Source organism: Prosthecomicrobium sp. N25 (genome assembly GCF_037203705.1).
GTDB lineage: Bacteria > Pseudomonadota > Alphaproteobacteria > Rhizobiales > Ancalomicrobiaceae > Prosthecodimorpha.
Genome location: NZ_JBBCAT010000001.1, coordinates 1,881,974 through 1,907,629, shown reverse-complemented (window position 1 = coordinate 1,907,629; position 25,656 = coordinate 1,881,974). Strand labels below are relative to the sequence as shown.

Sequence of the window (25,656 nt, the reverse complement as noted above, 5' to 3'; positions counted from 1 at the left end):
TCCGGACCCGGCTCTTGCCGAAGCCATAACCCGAAACCGGGCGCGACTGCACGGGGTCCGTCGCGTGAGCGCCCGCAATATTGCGTAGCGTGGCAGTGCCGCCGGGAGAGGCATTGCAGATCACCGTCCCGGGCCGCACAGTGCCCGAAAACAATGGGAGGATCGGCATGGGGGACGACCCGCCGGGTGCGCTCGAGAAGACGGGAGAAGCGGTCCGCCGCCGCGTGCTGGGCGACGCGCACGTGGACCGGGCGCAGGCATCGACGACTGCCTTCGACGAGCCGTTCCAGACCCTGATCACGCGCGCGGCCTGGGGGACGGTCTGGAGCCGGCCGGAGTTCACCCTGCGTGAGCGGTCGATCGTCACCATCGCGCTCCTGGCCGCGCTCGGCCACCATGACGAGCTCGCCATGCATGTCCGCGCCACGGCCAACACGGGCGCGACGCCGGAGGACGTGCGCGAGGCGCTCTTGCACGTGGCGATCTACGCGGGCGTGCCGGCGGCGAACACGGCCATCAAGATCGCCAAGAAGGTCTATGCGGATCTCGGCCGGACTTGGCCGGAGGGAGGGGACACGCCATGACGTTCACGCCCAGGGACTATGCGGGCCAGCCGAAATGGATCGACGAGGGCTACAAGTCGACGGGGCTGCGCGGGCCGACGAAGCCGCTCGTCCGCATTCCGCTCGGCCGGGGCGAACTGGCCGGGCCACGGTTCGGGCAGGACTGGGTCGGGCCGCTCGATACGGACCTGACCCGGAACGGCCGGGTCAACGGCGAGCCGCTGGGCGAGCGGATCATCGTCACCGGACGGGTGCTCGACGATTTCGGCCGTCCGGTGCGCAACACGGTGGTGGAGGTCTGGCAGGCGAACGCGGCCGGCCGCTACATCCACAAGCGCGACCAGCACGACGCGCCGATCGATCCGAACTTCCGGGGATCGGGACGCTGCGTGACCGACGATGAGGGCCGCTACCGGTTCCTGTCGGTCAAGCCCGGGGCCTATCCCTGGCGGAACCACCACAATGCCTGGCGGCCGAATCACATCCACTTCTCGCTCTTCGGCCCGGGCTTCGCGAGCCGGCTGGTCACTCAGATGTACTTCCCCGGCGATCCGCTGCTGGCGCTCGACCCGATCTACAACAGCGCGCCGCCCGGCTCGCGGGAGCTGATGATCGCCGACTTCGACATCGACACGACCGAGCCGGAATGGGCGCTCGGCTATCGTTGGGACATCGTGCTGCGCGGGCGCGACGCCACGCCGATGGAGGACTGACCCGATGACCAACCGCATGCCGCAGACGCCGTCGCAGACCGTCGGCCCCTATTTCGCCTACGGACTGACGGCGCGCCAGTACGGCTACGACTGGGACCAGCTCGCCGACGGGCGGATTGCGCGCGACGACACGCCGGGGCCACGCATCCGCGTCTTCGGCCAGGTCTTCGACGGAGCGGGCGCGCCCGTCGACGACGCCATGATCGAGATCTGGCAGGCCGACGCCAGCGGGCGCTACCCCGATGAGGCCGACTTCGCCGACCGCGGTGCCTTTCATGGGGTCGGCCGCTGCGGGACCGGCGCGGACCCGAGCCTCCGCTTCGTCTTCGACACCATCAAGCCCGGCGGCCACGACGGCGAGGCGCCGCACCTCAACGTCTGCGTGATGATGCGGGGGCTGCTCCTGCATGCCTACACGCGCATCTACTTCGCGGACGAGGAGGAGGCGAACGCCGCGGACCCGGTGCTGGCGCTGGTGCCGGAGGAGCGGCGCGGCACCCTCGTCGCCCGGGCGCTCGGGGGCGGGCTCTACCACTTCGACATCGCCATGCAGGGCGACGACGAGACGGTGTTCTTCGACGTCTGAACCCGTCCGGCCAAAAAAAAGACCGCCGGCAAACCGACGGTCCAAGTCTATAGGGAGGAAACGCCCAAGGAGGGCATGTGCGGCGAACCGCACAAGGGCTATTTAGGATGCTGCGGTGCGAGATCGCAACGCAATATCCTGCAAGGCTGCCGCGCACGGCGCGCGGGTCAGCTGCGGCAAGAGGAATTGCGTGTTGCGGCAGGGTCGCAGTGGGCCGAGAGCCCGCGCTCTCAGTGGGCCATGAAGACCACGAGGCGGGCGTTTTCCAGGATGTGGCGCGTGGCGCCGCCGAAGATCATCTGGCGCAGGCGGCTCTGCGTGTAGGCACCCTTGATGAGCAGGTCGGTGTTCGTGCTCATGGCGTAGTCGAGGATGATCTCGCCATTGCTGCGGGCCGTGCCCTCGCGGCTTACCGGCTCGGCGGGGATGCCGTTGCGCCGGAGCATGCGAGCGAGCTGCCGGCCGGACGGCCCGTCCACCGTTGCGCCCTCCACGGTCAGCACCATGACGCGATCGGCCTTGGCGAGGAGCGGCATCGCGAAGGCGACGGCGCGGGCGGTCTCGGTCGAGCCGTTCCAGGCGATCGTGATGGTGCGGCCGATCGTCGTGGGCGGGATGGGCGGCGCCACGAAGAGCGGGCGGCCGCTCTCGAACAGGGCCGATTCGAAAGTGAGGTTGCGCGGGTAGCCGCCGGCCGGGTCGGGCCGGCCGACCACGATCGCGTCGAAGATGCGCCCGAGGGCGCCGACCTCTCCGTCGCGCAGCGGCTTGTCGCCGCCCCAGCGCCAGCCGGCGCCCTCCGACGTATCGGTCGCCTCGGCGAGGCCGCGCGAACTCATGTAGGTGGTGAAGAGGTTGCGGGCGCCCTCGACCTGGCCGGTCGTCAGCACCTCTTCGGGGATCGGCCAGGTGCCGGCGATCTCGGTGACGACGGCGGGCATGTCGAAGGTGGACAGCCGGCCCTCGACATAGGCGCCCAGGGTCTCGGCGAGAATGAGGGCCACGTCGAGCAGCGGATAGACGGCGGGATTCGGTTCGACGGGGACAAGGATCGTCTTCATGGGGCGCCTCCGCTGGTGCGCCCGATCCTAGCACAGCGTTCCGCCCCGGCCAGCCTCGGCGGCGGGCGCGGTGCTTTCGCGCGGCGGGCCCGGGGGTCGCCCGGTCCCGCCGTCGGCATTGATGGTCAGCAGTCGGTTCGGCCGGCCTGGGCGGCGGTCTTGCCGCCATGCTGCTGGGACTGGACGTCCTGGCCGGAGGTCGCCACGTCCGGGCTTCCGCCGTTCTGGCCGGCGAGCGGCATGTTCGAGCCGTCCTTGGCGACGCGGCCCTGCGCACTGCCGGTGCCGGTCGCGCCGGTGGCCGCGCTGCCGGATCCGGTGGCGCCCATCGTGGTCGAGCCGGACTTGTCGGTCTGCAGCGGCGCCATGGTACCGTCCTTCGACACCCGGTTCGTCCCGGCGGCGCTGCCGTCTGCGCGGGTGCCGCCGACACTGCCAGTGCCACCATGGGGGGCGTTCATGGTCACGGAGCCCGAGCCGGTGCTGCCGGAGGCGCTCTTGTCCATGCATTCGGCCATGGCAGCGGTGGTGGTGAGAAGCGCGATGGCGGCGCCGGCCAGGGTGGTCTTCAGAGTGATCATGGGGTTCCTCCTCGGGTGTTCGACTGCAGCAAGAACGCATGGTCGCCACGGCTGTTCCTCGCCGCGGCGGGATGAAGCGTCCGCAGCGGGACGAAGCGAAACCTCTGCCGTGCCAGCGCGTTGTCACTCGATGAAGATGCAGGAGAGCGCCATGAACAGAAGCCGCACAGAACCCCGCCGCATCGCCGCCGCCCGCGCCCTCCTCGGCTGGTCGGAGGGCGACCTCGCCGCCGCCGCGGGTCTCGACGAAGGGGCGGTGAAGGACGCCGAGGGACCGGGAACGCCGTCCGCTGGATCGGCCGAGCGGATCTTGGGCGCGCTCGAGAAGGCGGGGATCGTCTTCCTCGACGAGGACGGCAACGGTCCCGGGGTACGCCTCGCCGGCCCGCTCGCCCGCGCGGAGGGGCTTCGGCCCGACCAGCTCAACGCCTCCAACGACGAGTGAGGGCGGACGACCGCGGGGCCGAGGCCGATTCGGCTTGAGCAACAGCGGGATTCGGAGCGGTCTCTAAAATTTTAGCCGTCATCCCAACCGGACCTTGTCACTTCCTGAAGATCATGGGCTCCACACCAGAAACGTATGGAACCGGACATGATCTCTCGCCGCCTTCTCCTTGCCGGGGCCGCCCTCGCCCTCCTCCCGCTCGCCGGCCCGTCCGGCGCGGCCGAAGGTGACGGGCGCATCATCCTGCAGATCGACGGCAAGCTCGAGGGAGGCAGGCTGGAGTTCAGCCGTGCCGACCTGGAGAAGCTCGGGCTCACCACGATCCGGACCGCAACCCCCTGGCACGACGGCGTCCAGGTGTTCGAGGGCGTCGAGCTCAGCCGACTCATGCAAGTCGCCAAGGCCCGCGGCGAGACCGTCGAGGTGACGGCGCTCAACCGCTACCGGAGCGCAATCCCGGTCGCCGATTTCGAGCAGTTCCGGCCGATCCTGGCGCTCAAGCGCGGCGGGGAATACCTGCAGGTCAAGGACAAGGGACCGCTCTTCGTCATCTATCCCTTCGACGACCGCCCCGAGCTGAAGACCGAGCAATACTATGGCCGCGCGGTCTGGCAGGTGCGCAGCATCACCGTGGAGTGAGCCGACAGGCCCCCGGCAGATCCTCCAGCCCGAACGGGTGCGGCGATGCGGCGCTTTTTGGAACCGAACAGCCGCCTGTTCGTGCTGCGGTTCGTCCTTGCGGTCCTGATCCCGTTTCTCGGGGTCGCCGCAATGGCGGTCCCGGCCGTGCTGGTGCGCAGCGAGGCCGTGGTGGAACGGACGACCCGTCACGACGTGGCCTGGACCGGCGCGCATGGGCGGGAGGAGCTGTCCGCGCTCAGGGCCCATGTCCTCGGCTTCGCTCTCGACGGCAATCCCGCGGACCAGGAGGCCGCCTCCCTGTTCCACCAGATCCTGGTCAGCCGCGTGACGACCTGGCGGACCGGAAGTTTCGGCAGCTTCGTCAGGGCCGGTCCAAAGCGCGCGGCCGCCGTCGAGCGCCTTTCCACCCTCGTGGACGCGATGGAGGCGCCGGTCTCCGACCTGGCGAAGCCGGGAGCCGTCGAAGGGTTGCGCCCGCTCCTGGCTGAAGCCGAAATCCTGGTGGACCGCGTCGCCACAGACGCCTTCTCGTACAGCAACGACGAGATCGCAAAGACCCGGGCGGACCTTCTGCAGCTCCAGAGACTTCAGCAGGTGCTGATCTTCGGCCTGCTCAGCTGCGGCTTCCTTCTCGTCGCGCTCCTGGTGGTGCAGAATCGGATGTTGCGCCAGTCCAACGCCGACCAGAAGGCCGTGTCGGACCGCTACGCCTTCGTGGCCGCCCACGACATCCTGACCCAGTTGCCCAACCGGGCGACGTTCCGCGCCCGGCTCGCGGCCGCGCAAGGGGGACACGTCGCGGTGCTGGCGATCGACCTCGACGGCTTCAAGCCGATCAACGACACCCTCGGCCACCTGATGGGCGACGCGCTCCTGATGTCCGTCGGCCAGCGGCTGGCGGCCGCCATCGCCAGCCATCCGGGCAATGTCGCCTCCCGGTTCGGCGGCGACGAATTCTTCGTCCTGCTCGCCGACGTCACGGGGCTCGAGGACGCCCGGGAGCGCGCCGCGGCGGTGCTCGACGCGCTGCGCCGGCCGCACGATCTCGACGGCCAGCGCATGGTGGTGGACGCCACCATCGGGCTCGCTCTGTGGGGCCCGGAGACGGACCGGGCCGAGAACCTCCTGATGCAGGCGGACCTCGCCCTCAACCGTGCCAAGGTCGCCGGCAAGGGCATGATCGCCGTCTACGAGCCGGACATGAGCGCGGAGATCGAAGCGCGGCGGCGGCTGGAGGCGGAGCTCGCCGTGGCTGTCACACGCGGCGAATTCGAGCCGTTCTACCAGCCGGTGGTCGACCTGGTGTCCGGTGAGATCGTCGGGGTGGAGGCCCTGGCGCGCTGGTGCCACCCGACGCGCGGCATCGTCCTTCCCGGCCAGTTCATCCCGGCGGCGGAGAGTTCGGGGCGGATCGTCGACATCGGCCGGATCGTGCTCGAGAAGGCCTGCCGCGACGCCGCCGCGTTCGCGCTGCCCGTGCCGGTGGCGGTCAACCTCTCGACCGTCCAGTTGATCCGGACCGACGTGCCGCGCCTCGTGTCGGAGAGCCTCGCCGCCGCGGGCATTCCGCCGAGCCGGCTCAAGCTGGAGATCACGGAATCGGTCATGATGCGCGACGAGGCGCGCAGCCGGCAGCTGGTCGCCCAGTTGCGCCAGATGGGCGTCCGGGTCTCGCTCGACGACTTCGGGACCGGCTATTCGTCGCTCTCCTACCTGCGCGGCTTCGGCTTCGACGAACTGAAGATCGACCGGTCCTTCGTGCTCGGGCTCGACGAGGAACTGGAGAGCGCCGCGATCGTGCAGACGATCGTGAGCCTCGGCCGCAGCCTCGGCCTCTCGGTCGTCGCCGAAGGGATCGAGACCGAGCGCCAGGCGGCGCTGGTCATGGCGACGGGCTGCACGAAGGGCCAGGGTTACCTGTTCGCCACGCCCATGCCGGCCGCGGCGCTCGCCGAATGGATGCGCCGCGACGCGCAGCCGGTCTGGCGGACCGAGGCCGCGTGATGGGCGACCCTCCCCGCTCCGCGCGTCGCTACGGGTAGCGGCCGACGTCGATCCCCTTGCGGCGGAGGTCGGCTGAGATGCGGGTGCGCAGCGCGAAGATGTCGTCGACGGTCTTGCCGCGCAGGCGGCCGATCTCCTCGGCGGTGAAGGGCGGGGCTCCGGGCGGGCGGTCGGCGGCGCCCCAGGTGTCGAGGATCCAGTTCAGGAGCCGGGCCGTGTCGGCGTCGCCGAGGCCGGAATTAATCACGCCGGGAACGTTGGCGAGGTAGCGGCGGCCGTCGGGGTGGCGCAGGTGCTTGCCGACCGTGTTCGGGAAGGGCGGGATGCCGCCGATCTTCGAGCCGGTGCCGTCCGGCAGGTGGCAGCCCGAGCAGTGCAGCAGGAAGAGTGTCCGCGGCGGGTCCTCGCCGGCCGCCGCCGGGAGGCCCGGGGCCAGGCCGGCCAGGAGCGCGGCGACGGCCATCGCCCGGCGGGTCATGGTGAGATCCTCTTGCGCAGGTCGAGGAGTTCGGGGGCCGACTTCGGCGTTGCGCGCAGGGCCGCCACGGCCTTGGCGTCGACCTTCGCGCCGCGCTCGCCGTTGAGGACGCCGTACACGTAGGTGGCCACCGCGGCGAGGTCGGCATCGGAGAGATGCGCCTGCGCCGGCATGACCGACTGGAAGGTCTGGCCTTCGATCTCGATCGCGCCGTTCAGGCCGTTCAGCAGCACGAGGGGGACGTAGTCCTTCGCCTGCCGGGCCGCGGCCTTGACGAGCCGCGAGGCGACGGGCGGGGCGACGCCGAGCGCGCCCTTGCCGCCCTCCTGGTGGCAGGCCTGGCAGATCTCCGCATAGAGGGCCTTGCCGTCGGCGCCGGCCGCGGGACCGGCGGCCATGGCGGCGAGAACGAGGCCGGCCGCGGACGCGGGGATGCGACGGTCAGCCACTCTGGGAGATCCCGACCACGGCCGCGACGGTGCAGTGGTACATGCCGTGCTTCTCGGCCATGCACCAGTTGATGTCGTTGTGGACGCCCATGCGGTAGCCGGGCCGTTCGCGCAGGTTGAAGTTACAGAGGCAGCGGCCGCAGGAGGTCTTGCCGCAACAGTCGTTGTAGCTGATCAGGTAGGACTTGTTGTCCTTCGGGTTCTGGCAGGTGCCGACCCAGGTCACCTTGGAGACCGAGGCGCCGGGCGGACAGCTCGACACCGACCCGCCGCAGCAGGTGCAGAGGAAGCCGTCGAGGGCGCAGTAGCGCCAGTATTCGCAGGCCTGGTCGGTCGGCTCGGCATCCGCCGCATGGGCGCGCAGGCCGTCGGAGCGATCGAAGGGCAGCATCGGCAGGGCGGCGCCGCCGACCAGCACCTTGCCGATCTGGGCGAGCGCGCTGCGCCGGCCGTGCACCTGGGCGGAGCGGCGCACCACGATCTCGGAGGCGCCGTCGAGAGCGGAGAGGAGACGATCGAAGATACCGAGCATGGAGCGGGCCTCCGGGCGGTGCGGGCGGTGAGGACGGGTCAGGAGACGGCCGGGCGATCCAGGTAGTCCTGGATGGACGGGACGGCGAGTTCCTTGGCGTTGAACAGGCTCTCGAGCTGTTCGCGGTTGTTGATCAGGCCCTTGGCGCGGACCACGCCGCCGCCGTCGACCAGGATGGCGAAGGGGAGCCGGCTGACGCGGAAGGCCATGCCGAGCTCGGTGGAGAGCACATAGGGGAAGGACTCCAGGCCCTTCTCGCGCACGAAGACGTCGTGGGCCGGACGGTCGCCGTCGCTCGCCAGCACGATGTCGAGCCAGGGCGCCTCGGCGGCGCGCGCCGACTTCAGGACGGGCAGCAGCTTCTTGCAGACCGGGCAGGTCGGCGACAGGAAGAAGACCAGGGTGGAGCGCGCCGACGGGCTGCCGAGGTGGACATGGCCTCCGGTGAGCGTCAGCAGGTCCAGCCGCGGAGCTGCCTCGCCGACCTTCGGGCCGGCGTCGGTCATCAGCGCGCCCATCGGGGCGACGCGCTCGAACAGGACGCCGACCTGGCGGGCAAGGGCGAAGACCACCACCGCCAGCACGATGACGAGCACCCACAGGAGGGCGACGGCGACGACGAGACCTTCCATCACGCGAACTCCCTCGAGGGTCCGGTCATTCGATACCGCTTTCGCGCATGTGGCGGATATGGGCGAAGCTGCGGGCGAGCTGTTCGACGGCGAGGATGACCAGCCAGGTGGCGAGCACCATGACGGGCACGGCGATCATGTCCAGGATCCCGAGCGACCGGGGCGCGACGGGCAGCAGCACCAGCGCGGCGGCCGCGGCCAGGACCGCGTTGCGGCCGACCAGGATCCAGCCGATCGGCTGGCCGGGGCCGCCGCAGCCGCAGTCGATGGCGGTGCGGCCGCGCAGCAGGTTCGCCGCCATCGCCCCGGCATAGAGGGCGAGGAGCCCGATCGCGCCGAGGGCGGCCGGGACCCGGGTGGCGGGCAGGAGCAGGCCGAGCGTGACGGCGAGCTCGGCGGCCCCGAGCGCCAGGGCGGCGGGGCCGGCGACGGATGCCGGGACGACCCGGTAGTCCTCCACGGACTGGCGGAAGGCGGCGAAGTCGGCCGCCTTGTGCAGGAGCGCGCGGGCGAAGACGAGGACGAGGAGCCCGACCGCGGCCGCGGTCGCCAGGGGGTCGAGGGGGACCGACAGCCCCGCCATCTCACTTCGCCTCGAGTTGCAGGACGGCCTCGCCGACCTTGGCCGACTTCGCTTCCCTAACGGTTCCACCGGCCTCGACGTCGAAGCGGATGACCGTGGCCTCGACCGGGTTGACGGCGAAGAGCGCGGGCTTGTCGCCTCCGAGGATCGTCAGCGACGTCGCGGGCGGGGTCGGCGAGCGGCCGAGCAGCTTCTTGGCCTTGACGTCGAAGGCCCAGATCTCCTCGCCGGGGTTCTTGTGGCTGCCTTCGGCGCCGCCCTTGTGCATCAGCAGGTACATGATCCCCGCCTTGGCGTCGAAGGCGTGGGTCTGATAGCCGCCGGGGCGCCAGTCTCCCTCGATGCCGTCGGCCAGCGGGATCTTCTCCTCGAGGGCGGCCGTCTCCCCGGCGATCGAGACGCGGTAGAGGTTGCCGGTGAAGGAGGCGAACCACAGCGTGTCGCCGTCGCGCTCGGCATGGGAGAAGAGCGCGTCCTTGTCGGCGTCGAAGAACTTCGCGCTCGCCTTCTGGGTGGCCTTGCCGGCCGACTTGTCGAGCACGTAGGTGCGCATCGCGCCGTCGCCGCAGAGGGTCGAGAAGACGGACGGGTTCGTGGCGGACGGATAGATGCCGTAGCAGCCGGGGTTCGGGATCTCGCCGGACTGCCGGTTCGTCTTGAGGTCGACGACCGAGATCGAGGTGGCGGGCGTGGCGTTCTGGACGAAGACGAAGCGGCCGTCCGCGGAGCCCTGCATGAGCGGGCGGTAGTTGAGCGCCTGGGCGCGCTTCGGGGTCAGGCGGATCTCGCGCTTCAGCTCGAGCGTCGCGGTGTCGTAGACCTCCAGCCAGTCGGAGCGGTCGCCGCGGGTGAGCTTGGGATAATAGGTCGTGGCGACATAGACCTCGCCGCGGTCCTTGGGCGCGTAGAAGAGCCCGGCGAAGCCGGTGCCGATCAGGCCCATCATCTCGAGCGTCTCGGGGTTGAGCACATAGGCGCGCCCGTCGACGATGTGGTTGATGGCGATGTCGACCGCATAGAGGCGCGGCTGGGCGGGATCGAGCTTCGCGACGGCGACCTTCTCGACCTTGATCTCCTGGGCCGACCCGGCGGCCGGAAGCAGCGCGACGGCCAGAAGAGCCGGGATGGAGTGATGGAGCCGCATTCGATGTGCCATGGTCCCCTCGCCTGAGCCCGTCAACCACGGATAAGAGGGTACGGCGGGGCCCGAAGTCGGTCTATCCTCTTTTCGCAATCGCCCGCGTCTTTTGCCTGGGGCTTCTTCCATCTCGGCCGTTTCGCGACGGCCTACCGGGCGCTTTTCGCCGAAAAGCCCTCCGATACCCTGAAGCAGGCGTGGGGACGGCGCGGATGGCCCCTGCCCCGCGATGCGAGGTCTCCCGTTCCGCCGGCGAATGCGATAGACCCGAGCCCGGACGGCAACGCGCGGGGGGCACATGAACGGGTCGCTGAAGCAGGAGATCGCCAGGACCTTCGGGACGCCCGCGCTCGTCGTCGACATGGACGTGGTCGAGCGCAACATCGGGCGGGTGCAGGCGCTCTGCGACGCCAAAAGGGTCGCCAACCGGCCGCACGTGAAGACCCACAAATGCGTAGAACTGGCCCGTCTCCAGGTCCGCTCCGGGGCGCGTGGCATCACGTGCCAGAAGCTCGGCGAGGCCGAGGTGATGGCGGACGGCGGCCTGTCGGACATCCTGATCAGCTACAACATCCTCGGCGAGGAGAAGACGGAGCGGCTGGGCGCGCTGCTCGCGCGGACCGACGTGACGGTCGCGGCCGACAATCCGGTCACGGTGGCGGGGCTCGTGCGCGCCGGCGAGATCGCAGGCCGGCCGCTGCCGGTGGTGGTCGAATGCGACACGGGGCGGGAGCGCGCCGGGGTGGTTTCGCCGGGCGAGGCCGTGGCGCTCGCTCGCGACATCGCGGCCCGGCCCGCGCTCGAATTCGCTGGGCTGATGCTCTACCCGCCCGAGGACCGGCTCGCCGAGACGCAGCGGTTCCTGGATGAGACGGTCGAGGGCCTGGCCGCCCACGGCCTAGCGCCGCGCATCGTCTCGACCGGGGGCACGCCCAACCTGCTGACCCTCGGCACCCTCCGGGGCGTGACCGAGCACCGGGCGGGGACGTCCATCTTCAACGACCGGATGATGATGGCGGTCGGCTGGGCGGGGCTCGAGGACTGCGCGCTGACCGTGCTGACCACGGTCGTCAGCCGCGCTGCGCCGGAGCGCGGCATCCTGGATGCCGGCTCCAAGGTCTTCACGAGCGACACGGGCTGGGGCCTCGACGGGTACGGCCAGCTGATCGAGTATCCGGCCGCCCGGCTGGCGCGCTTCTCGGAGGAGCACGGGATGCTGGACCTCGCCCGCTCCAACGAGCGGCCCGTCGTCGGCGAGATCGTGCAGGTGATCCCCAACCACGTCTGCGTCACGGTGAACGTGGTCGGCGAGATGGTGCTGGTGCGTGGCGGGGAGATCGTCGGGTCGGTCGCCGCGGAGGCGCGCGGCCGCCTCACCTGAGGCCGGCGCGGACGGGAGGCGGCATGGAACTCGGCATCTACAGCTTCGTGGAGGCGACGCCGGACCCGACGACGGGCGCCACGATCTCCCCGCGCGACCGGCTCGCCAACCTGATGGAGGAGATCCGGCTCGCCGACGAGGTCGGGCTCGACGTGTTCGGGATCGGCGAGCACCACCGGGCCGACTACGTGGTCTCGGCGCCCGCCGTGGTGCTGGCGGCGGCGGCCGCGATCACCCGGAGGATCCGGCTGACGAGCGCCGTGACGGTGCTGAGTTCCGACGATCCGGTGCGGGTGTTCCAGGACTTCGCGACGCTCGACCTGATCTCCGGCGGGCGCGCCGAGATCATGGCGGGGCGCGGCTCGTTCATCGAGTCCTTCCCGCTCTTCGGCTACGACCTGCAGGACTACGACGAGCTCTTCGCCGAGAAGCTGGAGCTGCTGCTGGCGCTGAGGGCGAGCGAAAGGGTGACCTGGGAGGGCCGGCACCGGCCGGCCCTGACCAACCAGGCGGTCTATCCGCGCCCCGTGCAGGACCCGCTGCCGGTCTGGATCGCGGTCGGTGGCACGCCGCAGTCGGTGGCGCGCGCGGCCACGCTCGGGCTGCCGCTGGCGATCGCGATCATCGGCGGCATGCCGGAGCGCTTCAGGCCGCTGGTCGAGCTCTACCGGGAGGTGCTGCGCCGGTCCGGGCGGGACCCGGCGGCCTTTCCGGTCTCGATCAACTCGCACGGCTTCGTCGCAGACGACAGCGGACGGGCGGCGGACATCTGGTATCCGGCCTATGCCGACACGATGACCCGCATCGGCCGCGAGCGCGGCTGGCCGCCGACCACCCGCGCTCAGTACGAGGCTCAGATCGGGCCGCGCGGGGCGCTCCTCGTCGGCTCTCCGCAGCAGGTCGTCGACAAGATCCTGTTCGAGCACGAGCTGTTCCGGCACGACCGGTTCCTGATGCAGTTCAGCGTCGGCACCCTGCCCCACCGCGACCTCATGCGCGCCATCGAGCTCTACGGCACGGTGGTGGCGCCGGCGGTGCGCAAGGCGCTCGCCCCCTGATCCCGTCCACGTCCCGCCTGGAGGCACCGTCCATGACGCTTCGCATCACGCTCGTCGGGTCCACCGGCTGGGTCGGCCGCGCCCTCGTCGCCGCCATCGGGGCGGCGGAGGATCTGTCGCTCGTCGCCGCGGTGTCGCGCTCCGCGGCCGGGCGGGATGCCGGCGAGGCGGCCGGCGGGGCGCCGAACGGGGTGACGGTCTCGCCCACGCTCGAGGCGGCGCTGGCCGTGCCCTCGGACGTGGTGATCGACTACACCAAGCCGCACGTCGTGAAGGGGCATGCGCTGGCGGCGCTGGGGGCGGGCCGGGCCGTGGTCATCGGCACGTCGGGGCTCGGCGCGGAGGACTTCTCGGAGATCGAGGCCGAGGCGCTGGCGGCCGGCCGGGGCGTGCTGGCGGCCGGCAACTTCTCGATCACGGCGACGCTCCTGAAGCGCTTCGCCCTGGAGGCGGCGCGCTACGTGCCGGACGTGGAGATCATCGACTACGCCTCCGCGTCGAAGCCGGACACGCCGTCCGGGACGGCGCGCGAGCTCGCCGAGACCCTGGCGGGGGTCCGCCTGAAGGGAACGTCGAAGCCCGTCGCGGAGCTCGGCGGCATCCCGGCGACGCGCGGGGCGGCGGTCGGGGCGCCGCGCCCCGTGCAGGTGCATTCGCTGCGCATGCCGTCCTTCGTGCTGTCCTGCGAGGCCGTGTTCGGCGCGCCGGACGAGCGGCTCGTGATCCGCCACGACGCCGGGTCGTCGGCGGCGCCCTACGTGGCCGGCACGCTGCTGGCGGCCCGCAAGGTGGTGGGCTTCACGGGCCTGACGCGCGGGCTCGACAGCCTGCTCTGAACAGCCCTGAGGGCGCAGAGGGGCGTCGCAAGGCTCCGGTCTCGCTTGGCCATGTTCGTTTTTTGTTCTAGATTTTCTCCTTTGCACGTGCCCGCAGAGGAGATCGGCATGAGCGACCGGCCCAGCATCACCGCCACCATCTTCCCCGCCCTCAAGTTCCGGGACGCGCCTGCGGCCGTCGACTGGCTCGAGCGGGCCTTCGGGTTCGCGAGACGGGCGGTCCATCCGGACGGAGGCGGCGGGATCGCCCATGCGGAGCTGGCCCTCGGCAACGGGGTCGTCATGTTCGGCTCGACACGCCCGGCCGACCCGGCGGACCCCTGGAGCACGGCCGACATGGGCATCTACGTCGCGGTGGACGACATCGACGCGCACTACGCCCGGGCGATGGCGGCCGGGGCGGAGATCGTCCGGCCGCTCGCCGCGACGAGCTACGGGGCACGGGAATATTCGGCCCGCGACCTCGACGGTCACCTCTGGAGCTTCGGCACCTATCGGCCCTGACCGCCCCCCGAGATCGCGCCCGAGCCCGCGAAGGCGCCGGGCTCGGCCAGGAAGGCGACCTCGTCGGCCGTCGAGGACCGGCCCAGCAGGGCGTTGCGATGGGGGAACCGGCCGAAGCGGGCCACGATGTCGTGGTGATGCCGGGCCCACTTGGCGGAATCCGCGTCGCCGAGCGCATCGAACAGGAGCACCGACCGGCGCTGGTCCTCGATATCCTCGGAGTGCATGAAGGGCAGGTAGAAGAAGCGCCGCAGGTCGTCGGAGACCTGCGTGTCGAAGCCGCGCGCGAGGGCCCGGCGGGCGACCTCGCGCGCCTCGGGGTCGGAGGCGTAGGTGCGCGCCTCGCCGCGGAACATGTTGCGCGGCATCTGGTCGAGCAGGATCACGAGAGCCAGGGCGCCTTCGGGGGTCTCCTCCCAGGCGGCGAGCGCACCGCCGCGGGCGACCGCCCAGGCGGCGGCGAAGCCGTCCCGGCAGGCGGCGTCGAAGTCGGGGGTGGAGTCGAACCAGCGCTCCGGGCCCGCATCGCGCCAGAAATCGATCACCTCGGCCGGCTGCATGGTCCATCCCTCCGTTCGGGCTTGCAGCAACATCCGTCATGGATGCCGGTTCGGCAAGTTCGGTACCGCACAAAAACGACCGAAGCAGCAGTATTCGATTCCCCGTCGAGGTGCGTTCGCGTCACGGAAGCGGTCGTCAGGGTCCGATCATCTTCGGCGCGACGGGAACACGCGAGCGTTCCCCCAAGTTGTTGAGGCCCGGGCGGCTGTCCTTGTCGCCCTCGTCAAGTATCCGCAGGAGGATCGAGGCCCATGTGGAGGCTTCTGATCGCGTCGACGGGTCTCGCCATCGTCCTCGCCGCCTCCCCGGCCCCGGCACAAGCTCCGGATGCAGCCGGCAATCCGCCGAAGCCGCCGGCGAGCGCCGCCCCGCCCGAGGACGGGCAGTGGACCCAGCCCGCCAAGAACTGGGCGAACACGCGCTTCAGCGGCCTCGACGAGATCAACAGCGGCAATGTCGGCAAGCTGCAGGTCGCCTTCACCTTCTCGACCGGCGTGAACCGCGGCCAGGAGTCCGCGCCGCTGATGGTCGGCACGACCCTCTACGTCCTCTCGCCCTACCCCAACATCCTCTACGCCCTCGACCTGACCAAGCCCGGCGCGCCGCTCAAGTGGAAGTACGAGCCGAAGCCCGAGGCGGCCTCGCAGGGGGTCGCCTGCTGCGACGTGGTCAATCGGGGGCCGACCTTCGCAGACGGGCGCATCCACTTCGTCACCCTCGACGGCAACGTGGTCGGTGTCGACGCGGAGACCGGCAAGGAGCTGTGGAAGACCAAGGTCGGCGACATCAACAAGGGCGAGACCCTGACGATGGCGCCGCTGGTCGCGCGCGGCAAGGTCTTCGTCGGCAACTCGGGGGGCGAATACGGCGTGCGCGGCTGGGTGCAGGCGCTGGACGCGGCCTCGGGCAAGTCGCTCTGGACCGCCTTCAACACCGGGCCGGACGCGGACGTGAAGATCGGGCCGGACTTCAAGCCCTTCTACGACCAGGACAAGGGCAAGGACCTCGGGGTCAGCACCTGGCCGCCGGACGCCTGGAAGCAGGGCGGCGGGACCGTCTGGGGCTGGCTCGCCTACGACCCGGACCTCAACCTGCTCTACCACGGCACCGGCAACCCGGGCCCGTGGAACCACGACCTGCGCCAGGGCGACAACAAGTGGACGGCGGGGATCTTCGCGCGCGATCCGGATTCGGGGGCGGCCCGCTGGTTCTACCAATGGAGCCCGCACGATCTCTACGACTGGGACGGCATCAACGAGCAGATCCTGCTCGACATGACCTGGAAGGGCCAGCCGCGCAAGGTCCTGGTCCGGCCGGAACGCAACGGCTACGTGTACCTGATGGACCGGACAACGGGCGAGGTTCTCTACGCCAATCCGTTCCACGTCATGACCGCCACCAAGGGTGTCGACCTCAAGACCGGCCGTCTCCAATACGTGCCCGAGAAGGCGCCGGAGACCGGCAAGGTCGTGCGCGACGTCTGCCCGACGGCGCCGGGCGCGAAGGACTGGAACCCGTCGGCCTACTCGGAACGCACCGGCTATCTCTACATCCCGCACGTGAACCTCTGCATGGACTGGGAGACCACGGAGGTGAACTACATTGCCGGCACGCCCTATGTCGGCGCGGAGGTGCGCATGAAGCCCGGGCCGGGCGGCCACCGGGGCGCCTTCACGGCCTGGGACGTGCGCCAGGGCAAGGCGGCCTGGACCATCAAGGAGACCTTCCCGGTCTGGAGTGGGGCGCTGGCGACCGCCGGGAACGTCGTCTTCTACGGGACCATGGAGGGCTGGTTCAAGGCGGTGGACGCGACCACCGGAGCGGTCCTGTGGCAGTTCAAGACCGGGTCCGGGATCATCGGCCAGCCCACCACGTTCAAGGGGCCGGATGGGCACCAGTATGTCGCGATCCTCTCCGGCGTCGGGGGCTGGGCCGGGGCCATCGTGGCGGGCGACCTCGACCCGCGCGACGGGACGGCCGCCAAGGGCTTCGTCAACGCCATGCGGGACCTCAAGGACGCCACCACCAAGGGAGGCACGCTGCATGTCTTCCGGCTGCCGTGAGCGGCGGGCGCGATGCCCGCGCGGACTTCCGTCCCGCGTCTTCGGGCCGGCCGCCCTTCTTTTCCTGGGGCTCGCGGCCTGCGAGCGGGAGGACCGGGAGTACCGGCCGAACCCGGTCGCCACGGAGACGGAGGAGCGGATCGCGATGACGTCGCTGACCGCGGGGCCGACGACGCCCGAGATCTACACGACCGGCAAGGGCAAGGACTTCGAGCAGAACGCGTACCACGTCTCGCAGGGGCAGAAGTACTTCGCCTGGTTCAACTGCAACGGCTGCCACGCCAACGGCGGCGGCGATTCCGGGCCGGCCCTGATGGACGACACCTGGATCTACGGCGGGGCAATCGAGAACATCGTGGCGACCATCCGGGAGGGGCGGCCGAACGGCATGCCGTCCTTCCGGGGTCGGATCCCCGACGACCAGATCTGGGAAATCGCGGCCTACATCCGTTCCATGGGCGGCAACCTGCCGAAGGACGTGGCTCCGTCGCGGCGGGACGACCTGCATGCGCGGCCCTCGGAGAACCGCCTGCCGGCGGTCGAACCGAAGCCGGGCGGCTCCACCCCGCCCGCGGCGACGCAGCCGCAATGAGGGGGCGGGGCATGGGGAGCCTCAACCACGTCCGGTGCGGGAGATCGGCCGCGGCGGTGCGCGCGGCCGGCGCCTGCGTGCTCGCCGCCGGCCTCGCCGGCTGCTCCCGCCTCCCCTCCGTCCTCGACCCGCAGGGGCCGGAGGCGCGGTCGCTGAAACGGCTGTTCGACGTCTTCATGATCGTCTCCGGCGTGGTCTGGGTAGCGGTCATGCTGGCGCTCGTCGTCGTCGTGGTGAAGCGCCACCCGGGGGTGCGCAGCGACCCGCTGCTCGTCGATCCCACGCGGGAACGGCGCGGGCACCGGCTGGTCGGCGCCCTGGCGGTCGCGACGGGGCTGACCGTGCTCGGGCTGACGGGGGTCAGCTACGCGGTGCAGCGGGCCCTGCATGCGGAGGAGAGCGGAATCGTCATCCGGGTGACCGGACACCAGTGGTGGTGGGAGCTGCGCTACGACTCCGAGACGCCGTCCCGGCAGTTCACGACCGCCAACGAGATCCACGTGCCGGTCGGCGAACCGGTGGTGCTCGAACTGCGCGCCTCGGACGTCATCCATTCCTTCTGGGTGCCGGCCGTCATGGGCAAGAAGGACCTCATTCCCGGCCAGGCCAACCGCATGCGCCTGACCGTCGAGCGGCCGGGCGTCTATCGCGGCCAGTGCGCCGAGTTCTGCGGCCTGCAGCACGCCCATATGGGTCTCCTGCTCGTCGCCGAGCCGCGCGCCGACTACGACAAGTGGGTCGAGAAGCAGATCGCCCCGGCGGACGAGCCCGTGACAGAGGAGGCGAAGCGCGGACGCGACGTGTTCCAGGGCAAGGCCTGCGTCATGTGCCACGGGATCCGGGGCACGGACGCGGGCGGGCGGACCGGCCCGGACCTGACGCATCTGGGCGGCCGGCAGACGCTCGCGGCCGGCACGCTGCCGACGAGCCGCGGCACGATCGCGGCCTGGATCGCCGACCCACAGGGGATCAAGCCGGGCAACCAGATGCCCCTCGTGAAGCTCTCGGCCGACGAGCTCAACGCGGTCGCCGCCTACCTGGAGGGGCTGCAATGACACAGGTGGCGGCGGAGGACACGGCGATCGGGCGCGGGCGGTCGGAGGCGTTCCGCACCTGGCCGGACGCGAAGACCGACAAGGACATGGCCGACGCGGAGGTCCGGCGCCGGCTCGCGGCCACCTGGGGCACGGGGGCGGGGCTGTGGGACCGGCTGACCACCGTCGACCACAAGATCGTCGGCCGCCGCTATATCCTGACAGCCTTCCTGTTCCTCGGCCTCGCCGGTCTCTCGGCCGTCGCCATGCGGCTGCAACTCGCCCGGCCGGAGTCGAGGCTGATCGGGCCGGACCTCTACAACCAGCTCTTCACGATGCACGGCACGACGATGATGTTCCTCTTCGCGGTGCCCGTGATGGAGGCCTTCGGGGTCTATCTTGTGCCGCTCATGCTCGGTACCCGCAACATCGCCTTCCCGCGCCTCAACGCCTTCTCGTACTGGGTCTACCTGTTCGGCGGGCTGATGATCTGGTTCGCCTTCATGCTGAACGTCGGGGCCGACGCCGGGTGGTTCGCCTACGTGCCGCTCGCCGGGCCGGAATACTCGCCCGGCAAGCGGGTCGACTTCTGGGCCCAGATGATCACCTTCACGGAGGTGTCGGCGCAGGCGGTGGCGGTCGAGATCATCGTGACGACGCTGAAGCAGCGCGCCCCGGGCATGTCGCTCGACCGGATCCCGCTCTTCGTCTGGTCGATGCTGGTCACCTCGGTGATGATCTGCCTCGCCATGCCGGCCGTGATGCTGGCCTCGACCTTCCTGATCATGGACCGGCTGATCGGGACGCAGTTCTTCAACCCGGCGGAGGGCGGCCAGCCGCTGCTGTGGCAGCACCTCTTCTGGTTCTTCGGCCATCCGGAGGTCTACATCATCTTCCTGCCGGCGACCGGGATGGTGTCGCAGATCGTGGTCGCCTTCTCGCGCCGGCCCGCCTTCGGGTACCTGGCGCTGGTGCTCGCGCTCGTCTCGGTCGGCTTCCTGTCCTTCGGGCTCTGGGTACACCACATGTTCGCGACCGGGCTGCCACAGCTCGGGGCGAGCTTCTTCACCGCCTCCTCGATGCTGATCGGGATCCCGAACGGGCTGCAGATCTTCTGCTGGATCGCCACGCTGTGGACCGGGCGGCCGGTCTTCGCCACGCCGCTCCTTTTCGTGCTCGGCTTCTTCTTCATCTTCGTGGCGGGCGGGCTCTCCGGGCTCATGCTCGCCTCGGTGCCGCTCGACTTCCAGCTGCACGACAGCTACTTCGTCGTCGCCCACTTCCACTACGTGCTGATCGGCGGGGCGGTCTTCCCGCTGCTCGGGGCGATCTACTACTGGTTCCCCAAGATCACCGGCCGGATGATGAGCGAGCGGGCCGGCCGCTGGCACTTCGCGCTGGCCTTCCTGGGCTTCAACCTCGCCTTCTTCCCCATGCACGTGCTCGGGCTGCAGGGGATGCCGCGGCGGGTCTACACCTACCTGCCGGAAACGGGCTGGGGGTCGCTCAATCTGCTCGTCTCGTTCGGGGCGCTGCTCTTCGCGCTCTCCTTCGTGGTGCTCGCCGCCAACGCGGTTGCGGCCGTGCGGCGCGGAGCCCTCGCCGGGCCGAACCCCTGGGGGGTGGGCACGCTCGAATGGGCGACCGGGTCGCCGCCGCCGGCCTACAATTTCGAGCGCATCCCGGTCGTCACCCACCGGGAACCGCTCTGGGCGGAGCGGGAGAGCCTGCCGGTCGTGGTCGGGCTCGCGGTCGACGACCGGGAGGTGGTGGCGACCTCCCCCGTGGAGGCCAAGGCCTCGCTCCGCGAGATGTCGCCGGAGCCGTCGATCTGGCCGCTCCTGTCGGCGATCGCGACGACCATCGCCTTCATCGGCTCGATCTTCACGCCCTGGGCGGTGGTGTGGGGCGGCGCGATCGTGGCGGTCGCGCTGATCGGCTGGTTCTGGCCCAAGGGCTCGAGGGAGGACGAGCGATGAAACACCGGCCGATCCTCGACGTCTCGCACCTGCCGAGCTACGGCTACGGTCCGGCAAGTCCGATCTGGTGGGGGACGCTCGGGTTCATCGTGCTCGAGAGCACCGGCTTCCTGCTGGCCGCGGGCACCTACCTTTATCTCGCCGCCGTCAACCCGGACTGGCCGCTCGCCACGCCACCGCCGGGGCTCCTGTGGTCGACGCTGATCCTGGCCGTCCTGCTCGCGAGTCTCTGGCCGAACCGGATGGCGAAGCAGGACGCGGAGCAGGAGGACCTGGGCCGGACGCGTCGGAATCTCCTGGTCATGTCGGCGGTCGGGCTCGTGCTGATCGGGATCCGGTTCCTGGAGTTCACGACCCTCAACGTGCGGTGGGACCAGAACGCCTACGGGTCGATCCTGTGGGCGATCCTCGGGCTGCATACGCTGCACATCATCACGGACGTGGGCGATACGCTGGTGCTGACGGCCCTGATGTTCACCCGGCACGGCCACGGCAAGCGCTTCAGCGACGTGTCCGACAATGCCTTCTACTGGGACTTCGTCGTGGCGAGCTGGGTGCCCCTCTACGTGCTCATCCAGGGAGGGCCGCGGCTATGGCCGGGCGGCTGACGGACCGGGGTGCGCCCTTCGCAGGCGTCCTGGCGGGTCCCTTCGCGTGGGGGGCCAACACGCAGCTCGGCCTGGCGCTGGCCCCCTGGGCATGCCGGAACGGGATCGACCCGACGCCCCTGGTGGCCGTCCTCCTCGCGCTGGTGGCGGGGGCCGGCGGCTGGCTCTCCTGGCGGGCGTTCCAGGCCGGGCCCGGGCTCGACGAGGACGGGCCGGGCGAGATGCCCCGCCCGCTGCCCTTCATGGCGCTCGCCGGGATGGCCATGGCCGGGCTCTTCGCGCTCGTCACCCTAACGCAGGGCCTGGCGGGGCTCTTCCTCGGAGGCTGCGAACGATGAGGCGCTGGGGGAAAGTGTTCCTGGGCCTCGTCGGGCTCGCAGCCGCGGGTGGGCTGGCCTCCGCGGCGCTCGGGGCCCGCAGACCGGCGCCCGCGCGGGCGGCACCGGCCCGACCGGCCACTGTCGATCCCGACCGGCTCGACTTCGCGGCCGGCACGCCGCCCGCCGGCGAACACACGCGCTTCTTCTGGATGATGGCGGCGATCCTCGTCATCCTGGTCGCGGCCGGCCTGACCGCCGCCGTGATGGGCACGCGCCGGGCGGCCGAGCGGGCCGCCCGGGTGACGGCGCTCGCGGCCGGCGATCCGGCCCGCGCGCCCGCCCACATGGTGCGCTACGGCTGCGCAGGCTGCCACGAGATCCCCGGCCTGTCGGCGCCGGGCGGCCGGGTCGGGCCGTCGCTCGCCGGGATCTCCCGGCGCGTCTACATCGGCGGCGTCCTCGAGCACACGCCCGAAAACCTGGTCGGATGGATCGTCGACCCGCGCGGCCACGACCCGAAGACCGCCATGCCGGTGACCGGGATCTCGGAAGGCGAGGCCCGCGACGTGGCGGCGTACCTGTACGCGCACTGAAGGGCGGGCAACAGGCAGTAGGCCGTCGAAGCGGGTTTGGCCGGTCGCTCGCGGCCGGCCCCGCCCTCCCCTATTTCGAGACGATCACCTTGGCGGCGCCGGTCCGGCGCAGCACGTTCAGCGTCACGTCCTCGCCGTGGCGATGGAGCCTCAGGTCGACCCGGGTGCCGCCGAGGCTCAGGCCGCGGATCACGGCCTCGTCCAGGAAGGACGGCAGGACCGGGTCGCTGAAGCGGACCTCGCCGGCGCCCGCCGGCAGATCGAGCCCCAGGCAGGCCTCCAGGAAGGCGAAGGGCGCGGCCGCCGCCCAGGCCTGCGGCGAGCAGGCGACCGGATAGGCGACCGGCCCGCGCCGGCGCTTGCGGATGAAGCCGCAATAGAGCTCCGGCAGCCGGCGGCCCTCCTGGTAGAGGGCGGCGCCGAAGATCGCCTCGAACACCGCGGCGGCCTCCTGCTTCAGCCCGTAGCGGCCGAAGCCGAGCGCGATCATGGCGTTGTCGTGAGGCCAGATCGAGCCGTTGTGGTACGACATCGGGTTGTAGCGCGGCTCGCCGCGCGCGACCGTGCGGATGCCCCAGCCCGAGAAGCTGTCCTGGGCGAGGAGCGTGCGCGCGACCCGGACGGCCCGGTCGGGCGACGCGATGCCGGCGAAGAGGGCATGGCCGGCATTGGAGGTCCGCACCCGGCAGGGGTTCTTGCGCCCGTCGAGGGCGAGCGCGTAGGTGCCGATCTCCTCGCACCAGAACGCCTCCTCGAAGCGGCGCCGCAGGCGTTCGGCGGCATCCCGCTGGCGATGGGCGGTCTCCGCATAGCCGAGGGCGGTGGCGAGCGCCTCCGCGTGCTTGCGCGCGGCCCAGACATAGGCCTGCACCTCCACCAGGGCGATCGGGCCTTCCGCGGCGCTGCCGTCGGCGTGGAAGATCGAGTCGTAGCTGTCCTTCCAGCCCTGGTTCGCCAGGCCTTGCTCGGTTTCCCGGTGGTACTCGACGAAGCCGTCCCCGTCGCGGTCGCCGTAGCGGTCGATCCAGGCGAGCGCTGCCTCGATAGAGGGCCAGATCCGCTCGATCATCGCCCGGTCGCCGGTGCGCCGGTAGTACATGCCGGCCAGCATGATGAAGAGGGGCGTCGCGTCCACGGTGCCGTAGTAGCGCCGGAAGGGCACCTCGCCGAGGCGGGCCATCTCGCCGTGGCGGCGCTCATGCAGGATCTTGCCGGGCTCGGCGTCGGCGGCCGGATCGATCTCGGTGGCCTGGGTCTCGGCGAGGTGGCGCAGCACGCCCGCGGCGACCGAGGGGTCGAGCCAGAGCATCATCATGGCGGTGATGATGCCGTCGCGGCCGAAGACGGTCGAATACCAGGGAATGCCCGCATAGGGGTAGAGGCCCTGGCCGGTGCGGGTCATCAGCATGTAGAGGTCCGAGGTGGACCGGCACACGACCTCGTTGAAGAGCTCGTTGTCGGTCTCCACCGTCGCGATGCCCCGGGTGGCGGCCCGGATCGCCCGCCGCTTGTCGCGGAATGCGGTGAGGAAGTCGATCGGCGCCGCCGCCTCGCCCTCGATGAAGTCGATGCGGACCAGGAGCGAGCAGCGCGCCTGGGCGGCGAGGTCCATGACGAACACGGCCCGGTTCTGCTCCAGCCGCTCCGGCGTGGGCTCGAAGACGAGGCGGGTCGCCCGGTGCACGCCGTCGAGACCCTCGTAGCGGAACTCCATGGTATCGGGGCCGACAACCGCCGAGGTGACCCGGCCCCGGCGGGCCCGATCGGTGCCACGCACCTCGAAGAGGTCGCGGAAGTCGGCGTCGAAGACCAGGTCCAGGCGGAAGCGGCGGGTGCGCTGGTCGTAGTTCCTGAGGCCGATGCGCTCGTGGGCGCTGTCGGACCACAGGAATTTCGTGCGGTCGATCGAGATCGTGTCGCGCGGGATGGAGTCTTCGGTGTCGAGCCGGATGTCCGGGTTGGTCAGGTCGACCGTCAGCGCCGCGTTGTCGTCCTGGATCACGGAGCCGAGGAGAAGCGGGCGCTTGCCTTCGACGCGGAGCTCGAAGCGGGAGAGGTAGCGGGTGTCGCGGAAGAAGAGGCCCTCCGGCGTGTCCGGCACGGAGCCGATGTCGCCGTAGCCGTCGAGAACCCCGAAGGCGTCGCCCTGCTTCAACGTGCGCAGCGAGCGTTCGACCAGCGAGGTCTGCGCCTCGATGTAGTGTTCGGGCAGTTCCGCCTCGGGCGGCTCGGTGGGTCCGTGGATCTGGTGCACGGTCGCCATGTCTCGGGTCCCCCTGGAATCGCGATAAGGGCGCGGCCACCCCTGAGGGGGGCGGACGCGCCTTGGTTTCGGTCGGTCTGTCCGCTGCCCCGCGCGGTCCGGTCAGGCCCGGTAGAGCCCGCCGCCGTTCGTGCGGATCGGCGTGCCGAGCGGCTTGCCCGCTGCGGCGATGGGCTTCGCGGCGATCGGGGTGGCGGTGGTCCCCCAGGTGGCCGGGGCGGTGCCCAGGAGCGGACGCGTGGCTGCCACCTTGACGGCGGGAAGGGCGAGGGGCTTCACGAGGCTCTCGTACAGGTCCACGTAGTCCTCGGCCATCCGGCGTGCGGTGAACCGGCTCTCGAAGGTGCGCCGGACCCGTGTGCGCTCCAGGTGCTTCGCCTTCTCGACCGCCGCGACGGCCTCCTCGATCGAGGCGACGACGTAGCCGGATTCGCCGTGGGTGACGACCTCGGGCACCGAGCCCATGTTCCAGGCGATCACCGGCGTGCCGGCCGACATGGCCTCGATCATGACGAGGCCGAAGGGCTCGCACCAGTCGATCGGGAAGAGGAGCGCCAGGGCATTGCCGAGGAAGTCACTCTTCTCCTCCTCGTTGATCTCGCCGACGAACTCGACGAGCGGATGGGCGAGGAGCGGCTCGATCACCTCCTCGAAATAGTCCTGGTCGGCCTTGTCGACCTTGGCGGCCATCTTGAGCGGCAGGCCGGCGCGCACCGCGATCTCGATGGCCCGATCGGGCCGCTTCTCGGGGCTGATCCGGCCGAGGAAGGCGAGGTACTGGCCGCCCCTGGGCGAGAACGGGCAATTCTGCGCGGGCAGGCCGTGGTGGACGGTGCCGGCCCAGTTGGTGTCCGGGGGAAGCGGCCGGCGCTGGTCGTCGGAGATGGAGACGAGCGGCATTTCCCGGAAGTGTCGGAAGACGGGCATGTAGTCCGGCAGGTCGAGGCGGCCGTGCAGCGTCGTCACGCACTTGTGCGCGATGTCCTTGAAGAGGGCGAACTGCGCAAGGTCGGTGTGGAAATGGATGACGTCGAACTCGGCTTCCCGCCGGCGGACCTCGTCCAGCATCACGAGGGTGGCGGCGAGGTGATCGCGGAAGCCCGCGAGGCGCAGGCCGCTCTCGCTGCAGGCGACCAGGCGCGCGGAGGTCTCGCTGTCGCCCGATGCGAACAGCGTCACGTCGTGACCGGCCTCGACCAGGGCCTCGGTCAGCCAAGACACCACTCTTTCCGTCCCGCCGTAGAGCTTCGGCGGAACCGCTTCCGCCAACGGCGCAACCTGCGCGATCCTCATGTCCCGTCTCCGAAAATTGCTGCAGGCCGGAATTGCGGACCCGATCTCTGCTTCCCGGAGAGTGAACCCCTTCGGACGGGTTCGGTTCCGTACTGCAGCATGGTCATTGCGGCGCGGGAGCCGGGGAACAGAGCGGGCGGGTGGTCGTTCTGCCCGACCACGGG

Annotated in this window: 28 protein-coding genes; 17 read left to right on the top strand and 11 right to left on the bottom strand. The window is 70.6% G+C overall.

Features of this window, described 5'->3' with window-relative positions; genetic code table 11:
* Positions 1–167: 167 nt before the first annotated feature.
* Genes pcaC through pcaG form a run of 3 tightly spaced genes read left to right on the top strand, consistent with a single transcriptional unit; the run spans position 168 to position 1,862 of the window.
* Positions 168–584: a 4-carboxymuconolactone decarboxylase gene (gene pcaC, locus WBG79_RS08600; RefSeq protein WP_337356693.1), complete on the top strand. Its 417-nt coding sequence runs from the start codon at positions 168–170 to the stop codon at positions 582–584.
* The gene (gene pcaH, locus WBG79_RS08595) at positions 581–1,276 is read left to right on the top strand and encodes a protocatechuate 3,4-dioxygenase subunit beta (RefSeq protein WP_337356692.1); all 696 of its coding nucleotides are present in this window, start codon (positions 581–583) and stop codon (positions 1,274–1,276) included. Before pcaC ends, pcaH begins: the two co-directional genes overlap by 4 nt.
* 4 nt (positions 1,277–1,280) lie before the next feature.
* Positions 1,281–1,862: a protocatechuate 3,4-dioxygenase subunit alpha gene (gene pcaG, locus WBG79_RS08590; RefSeq protein WP_337356691.1), complete on the top strand. Its 582-nt coding sequence runs from the start codon at positions 1,281–1,283 to the stop codon at positions 1,860–1,862.
* 230 nt (positions 1,863–2,092) lie between these two features.
* Here pcaG and WBG79_RS08585 read toward each other — a convergent pair whose 3' ends face one another.
* Together WBG79_RS08585 and WBG79_RS08580 are read right to left on the bottom strand one after the other, a co-directional pair.
* Complete coding sequence (locus WBG79_RS08585) at positions 2,093–2,923, bottom strand: universal stress protein (protein ID WP_337356690.1); 831 nt, start codon at positions 2,921–2,923, stop codon at positions 2,093–2,095.
* 125 nt (positions 2,924–3,048) lie between these two features.
* Positions 3,049–3,504, bottom strand: a complete 456-nt coding sequence (locus WBG79_RS08580) for a hypothetical protein (protein WP_337356689.1) — start codon at positions 3,502–3,504, stop codon at positions 3,049–3,051.
* Positions 3,505–3,655: 151 nt separating this feature from the next.
* On the opposite strand from WBG79_RS08580, the gene WBG79_RS08575 reads away from it, so the two are divergent.
* The 3 genes from WBG79_RS08575 to WBG79_RS08565 all read left to right on the top strand — a co-directional run bounded on the left by WBG79_RS08575 (position 3,656) and on the right by WBG79_RS08565 (position 6,595).
* Entirely contained in the window at positions 3,656–3,949 is a 294-nt protein-coding gene (locus tag WBG79_RS08575) for a helix-turn-helix transcriptional regulator (protein ID WP_337356688.1), read from the top strand.
* Positions 3,950–4,096: 147 nt separating this feature from the next.
* On the top strand, positions 4,097–4,588 hold the full coding sequence (locus WBG79_RS08570; protein ID WP_337356687.1) for an oxidoreductase: 492 nt from the start codon (positions 4,097–4,099) through the stop codon (positions 4,586–4,588).
* A 45-nt stretch (positions 4,589–4,633) separates the two neighbouring features.
* Positions 4,634–6,595 carry a putative bifunctional diguanylate cyclase/phosphodiesterase gene (locus WBG79_RS08565; RefSeq protein WP_337356686.1) on the top strand — a complete coding sequence of 654 codons (1,962 nt, stop codon included), beginning with the start codon at positions 4,634–4,636 and terminating at the stop codon, positions 6,593–6,595.
* 28 nt (positions 6,596–6,623) lie between these two features.
* Here WBG79_RS08565 and WBG79_RS08560 read toward each other — a convergent pair whose 3' ends face one another.
* The 6 genes from WBG79_RS08560 to WBG79_RS08535 are packed head-to-tail and all read right to left on the bottom strand — an operon-like array spanning position 6,624 to position 10,425.
* A complete protein-coding gene (locus WBG79_RS08560; protein WP_337356685.1) occupies positions 6,624–7,073 on the bottom strand; it encodes a hypothetical protein in 450 nt (149 codons plus the stop codon).
* Complete coding sequence (locus WBG79_RS08555; protein ID WP_337356684.1) at positions 7,070–7,522, bottom strand: c-type cytochrome; 453 nt, start codon at positions 7,520–7,522, stop codon at positions 7,070–7,072. Before WBG79_RS08555 ends, WBG79_RS08560 begins: the two co-directional genes overlap by 4 nt.
* Positions 7,515–8,054 carry a methylamine dehydrogenase light chain gene (locus WBG79_RS08550; protein WP_337356683.1) on the bottom strand — a complete coding sequence of 180 codons (540 nt, stop codon included), beginning with the start codon at positions 8,052–8,054 and terminating at the stop codon, positions 7,515–7,517. Before WBG79_RS08550 ends, WBG79_RS08555 begins: the two co-directional genes overlap by 8 nt.
* Positions 8,055–8,092: 38 nt before the next feature.
* The gene (gene mauD / locus WBG79_RS08545; protein WP_337356682.1) at positions 8,093–8,686 is read right to left on the bottom strand and encodes a methylamine dehydrogenase accessory protein MauD; all 594 of its coding nucleotides are present in this window, start codon (positions 8,684–8,686) and stop codon (positions 8,093–8,095) included.
* A 25-nt stretch (positions 8,687–8,711) separates the two neighbouring features.
* Complete coding sequence (locus tag WBG79_RS08540) at positions 8,712–9,269, bottom strand: MauE/DoxX family redox-associated membrane protein (protein ID WP_337356681.1); 558 nt, start codon at positions 9,267–9,269, stop codon at positions 8,712–8,714.
* A 1-nt stretch (position 9,270) separates the two neighbouring features.
* Complete coding sequence (locus tag WBG79_RS08535) at positions 9,271–10,425, bottom strand: amine dehydrogenase large subunit (protein WP_337356680.1); 1,155 nt, start codon at positions 10,423–10,425, stop codon at positions 9,271–9,273.
* Positions 10,426–10,705: 280 nt separating this feature from the next.
* Between WBG79_RS08535 and WBG79_RS08530 the strand changes: the two genes are divergently transcribed.
* The 4 genes from WBG79_RS08530 (at position 10,706) to WBG79_RS08515 (ending at position 14,186) form a co-directional block, all read left to right on the top strand.
* On the top strand, positions 10,706–11,788 hold the full coding sequence (locus WBG79_RS08530; RefSeq protein WP_337356679.1) for an alanine racemase: 1,083 nt from the start codon (positions 10,706–10,708) through the stop codon (positions 11,786–11,788).
* 23 nt (positions 11,789–11,811) lie between these two features.
* The gene (locus WBG79_RS08525) at positions 11,812–12,846 is read left to right on the top strand and encodes an LLM class flavin-dependent oxidoreductase (protein ID WP_337356678.1); all 1,035 of its coding nucleotides are present in this window, start codon (positions 11,812–11,814) and stop codon (positions 12,844–12,846) included.
* Positions 12,847–12,878: 32 nt separating this feature from the next.
* Positions 12,879–13,682, top strand: coding sequence for a 4-hydroxy-tetrahydrodipicolinate reductase (dapB, locus tag WBG79_RS08520; protein WP_337356677.1), 804 nt, complete (start codon positions 12,879–12,881; stop codon positions 13,680–13,682).
* 108 nt (positions 13,683–13,790) lie between these two features.
* Complete coding sequence (locus WBG79_RS08515; RefSeq protein ID WP_337356676.1) at positions 13,791–14,186, top strand: VOC family protein; 396 nt, start codon at positions 13,791–13,793, stop codon at positions 14,184–14,186.
* Here WBG79_RS08515 and WBG79_RS08510 read toward each other — a convergent pair.
* Positions 14,174–14,746, bottom strand: a complete 573-nt coding sequence (locus WBG79_RS08510; protein WP_337356675.1) for a DUF924 family protein — start codon at positions 14,744–14,746, stop codon at positions 14,174–14,176. The two genes, WBG79_RS08515 and WBG79_RS08510, sit on opposite strands and share 13 nt — an antisense overlap.
* A gap of 252 nt (positions 14,747–14,998) precedes the next feature.
* Between WBG79_RS08510 and WBG79_RS08505 the strand changes: the two genes are divergently transcribed.
* The 7 genes from WBG79_RS08505 to WBG79_RS27600 all read left to right on the top strand — a co-directional run bounded on the left by WBG79_RS08505 (position 14,999) and on the right by WBG79_RS27600 (position 21,936).
* Complete coding sequence (locus WBG79_RS08505) at positions 14,999–16,810, top strand: methanol/ethanol family PQQ-dependent dehydrogenase (RefSeq protein ID WP_337356674.1); 1,812 nt, start codon at positions 14,999–15,001, stop codon at positions 16,808–16,810.
* Complete coding sequence (locus WBG79_RS08500; RefSeq protein WP_337356673.1) at positions 16,791–17,402, top strand: c-type cytochrome; 612 nt, start codon at positions 16,791–16,793, stop codon at positions 17,400–17,402. The genes WBG79_RS08505 and WBG79_RS08500 overlap by 20 nt, the downstream gene beginning before the upstream one ends.
* Positions 17,403–17,458: 56 nt before the next feature.
* Positions 17,459–18,457, top strand: coding sequence for a cytochrome c oxidase subunit II (coxB, locus tag WBG79_RS08495; protein ID WP_337356672.1), 999 nt, complete (start codon positions 17,459–17,461; stop codon positions 18,455–18,457).
* An 86-nt stretch (positions 18,458–18,543) separates the two neighbouring features.
* Positions 18,544–20,415 (top strand): cytochrome c oxidase subunit I, encoded by a 1,872-nt coding sequence (ctaD, locus tag WBG79_RS08490; protein WP_337357913.1) that lies wholly within the window; start codon positions 18,544–18,546, stop codon positions 20,413–20,415.
* Positions 20,412–21,023 (top strand): cytochrome c oxidase subunit 3, encoded by a 612-nt coding sequence (locus WBG79_RS08485; protein WP_337356671.1) that lies wholly within the window; start codon positions 20,412–20,414, stop codon positions 21,021–21,023. Before ctaD ends, WBG79_RS08485 begins: the two co-directional genes overlap by 4 nt.
* Positions 21,008–21,361 (top strand): hypothetical protein, encoded by a 354-nt coding sequence (locus tag WBG79_RS08480; RefSeq protein WP_337356670.1) that lies wholly within the window; start codon positions 21,008–21,010, stop codon positions 21,359–21,361. Before WBG79_RS08485 ends, WBG79_RS08480 begins: the two co-directional genes overlap by 16 nt.
* Positions 21,358–21,936, top strand: coding sequence for a c-type cytochrome (locus WBG79_RS27600; RefSeq protein WP_443147417.1), 579 nt, complete (start codon positions 21,358–21,360; stop codon positions 21,934–21,936). Before WBG79_RS08480 ends, WBG79_RS27600 begins: the two co-directional genes overlap by 4 nt.
* 70 nt (positions 21,937–22,006) lie before the next feature.
* Here the strand turns inward: WBG79_RS27600 and WBG79_RS08470 are convergent, their stop codons facing one another.
* Together WBG79_RS08470 and WBG79_RS08465 are read right to left on the bottom strand one after the other, a co-directional pair.
* A complete protein-coding gene (locus WBG79_RS08470) occupies positions 22,007–24,199 on the bottom strand; it encodes an amylo-alpha-1,6-glucosidase (protein WP_337356669.1) in 2,193 nt (730 codons plus the stop codon).
* Between the two features lie 102 nt (positions 24,200–24,301).
* Positions 24,302–25,492, bottom strand: a complete 1,191-nt coding sequence (locus WBG79_RS08465; protein WP_337356668.1) for a glycosyltransferase family 4 protein — start codon at positions 25,490–25,492, stop codon at positions 24,302–24,304.
* Positions 25,493–25,656 lie beyond the last annotated feature (164 nt).

What these genes read in the sequence shown, in the direction of transcription:
- pcaC (WP_337356693.1), top strand. Translation starts at nt 168, where the DNA reads ATGGGGGACGACCCGCCGGGTGCGCTCGAGAAGACGGGAGAAGCGGTC.
- pcaH (WP_337356692.1), top strand. Translation starts at nt 581, where the DNA reads ATGACGTTCACGCCCAGGGACTATGCGGGCCAGCCGAAATGGATCGAC.
- pcaG (WP_337356691.1), top strand. Translation starts at nt 1,281, where the DNA reads ATGACCAACCGCATGCCGCAGACGCCGTCGCAGACCGTCGGCCCCTAT.
- WBG79_RS08585 (WP_337356690.1), bottom strand. Translation starts at nt 2,923, where the DNA reads ATGAAGACGATCCTTGTCCCCGTCGAACCGAATCCCGCCGTCTATCCG.
- WBG79_RS08580 (WP_337356689.1), bottom strand. Translation starts at nt 3,504, where the DNA reads ATGATCACTCTGAAGACCACCCTGGCCGGCGCCGCCATCGCGCTTCTC.
- WBG79_RS08575 (WP_337356688.1), top strand. Translation starts at nt 3,656, where the DNA reads ATGAACAGAAGCCGCACAGAACCCCGCCGCATCGCCGCCGCCCGCGCC.
- WBG79_RS08570 (WP_337356687.1), top strand. Translation starts at nt 4,097, where the DNA reads ATGATCTCTCGCCGCCTTCTCCTTGCCGGGGCCGCCCTCGCCCTCCTC.
- WBG79_RS08565 (WP_337356686.1), top strand. Translation starts at nt 4,634, where the DNA reads ATGCGGCGCTTTTTGGAACCGAACAGCCGCCTGTTCGTGCTGCGGTTC.
- WBG79_RS08560 (WP_337356685.1), bottom strand. Translation starts at nt 7,073, where the DNA reads ATGACCCGCCGGGCGATGGCCGTCGCCGCGCTCCTGGCCGGCCTGGCC.
- WBG79_RS08550 (WP_337356683.1), bottom strand. Translation starts at nt 8,054, where the DNA reads ATGCTCGGTATCTTCGATCGTCTCCTCTCCGCTCTCGACGGCGCCTCC.
- mauD (WP_337356682.1), bottom strand. Translation starts at nt 8,686, where the DNA reads ATGGAAGGTCTCGTCGTCGCCGTCGCCCTCCTGTGGGTGCTCGTCATC.
- WBG79_RS08540 (WP_337356681.1), bottom strand. Translation starts at nt 9,269, where the DNA reads ATGGCGGGGCTGTCGGTCCCCCTCGACCCCCTGGCGACCGCGGCCGCG.
- WBG79_RS08535 (WP_337356680.1), bottom strand. Translation starts at nt 10,425, where the DNA reads ATGGCACATCGAATGCGGCTCCATCACTCCATCCCGGCTCTTCTGGCC.
- WBG79_RS08530 (WP_337356679.1), top strand. Translation starts at nt 10,706, where the DNA reads ATGAACGGGTCGCTGAAGCAGGAGATCGCCAGGACCTTCGGGACGCCC.
- WBG79_RS08525 (WP_337356678.1), top strand. Translation starts at nt 11,812, where the DNA reads ATGGAACTCGGCATCTACAGCTTCGTGGAGGCGACGCCGGACCCGACG.
- dapB (WP_337356677.1), top strand. Translation starts at nt 12,879, where the DNA reads ATGACGCTTCGCATCACGCTCGTCGGGTCCACCGGCTGGGTCGGCCGC.
- WBG79_RS08515 (WP_337356676.1), top strand. Translation starts at nt 13,791, where the DNA reads ATGAGCGACCGGCCCAGCATCACCGCCACCATCTTCCCCGCCCTCAAG.
- WBG79_RS08510 (WP_337356675.1), bottom strand. Translation starts at nt 14,746, where the DNA reads ATGCAGCCGGCCGAGGTGATCGATTTCTGGCGCGATGCGGGCCCGGAG.
- WBG79_RS08505 (WP_337356674.1), top strand. Translation starts at nt 14,999, where the DNA reads ATGTGGAGGCTTCTGATCGCGTCGACGGGTCTCGCCATCGTCCTCGCC.
- WBG79_RS08500 (WP_337356673.1), top strand. Translation starts at nt 16,791, where the DNA reads ATGTCTTCCGGCTGCCGTGAGCGGCGGGCGCGATGCCCGCGCGGACTT.
- ctaD (WP_337357913.1), top strand. Translation starts at nt 18,544, where the DNA reads ATGGCCGACGCGGAGGTCCGGCGCCGGCTCGCGGCCACCTGGGGCACG.
- WBG79_RS08485 (WP_337356671.1), top strand. Translation starts at nt 20,412, where the DNA reads ATGAAACACCGGCCGATCCTCGACGTCTCGCACCTGCCGAGCTACGGC.
- WBG79_RS08480 (WP_337356670.1), top strand. Translation starts at nt 21,008, where the DNA reads ATGGCCGGGCGGCTGACGGACCGGGGTGCGCCCTTCGCAGGCGTCCTG.
- WBG79_RS27600 (WP_443147417.1), top strand. Translation starts at nt 21,358, where the DNA reads ATGAGGCGCTGGGGGAAAGTGTTCCTGGGCCTCGTCGGGCTCGCAGCC.
- WBG79_RS08470 (WP_337356669.1), bottom strand. Translation starts at nt 24,199, where the DNA reads ATGGCGACCGTGCACCAGATCCACGGACCCACCGAGCCGCCCGAGGCG.
- WBG79_RS08465 (WP_337356668.1), bottom strand. Translation starts at nt 25,492, where the DNA reads ATGAGGATCGCGCAGGTTGCGCCGTTGGCGGAAGCGGTTCCGCCGAAG.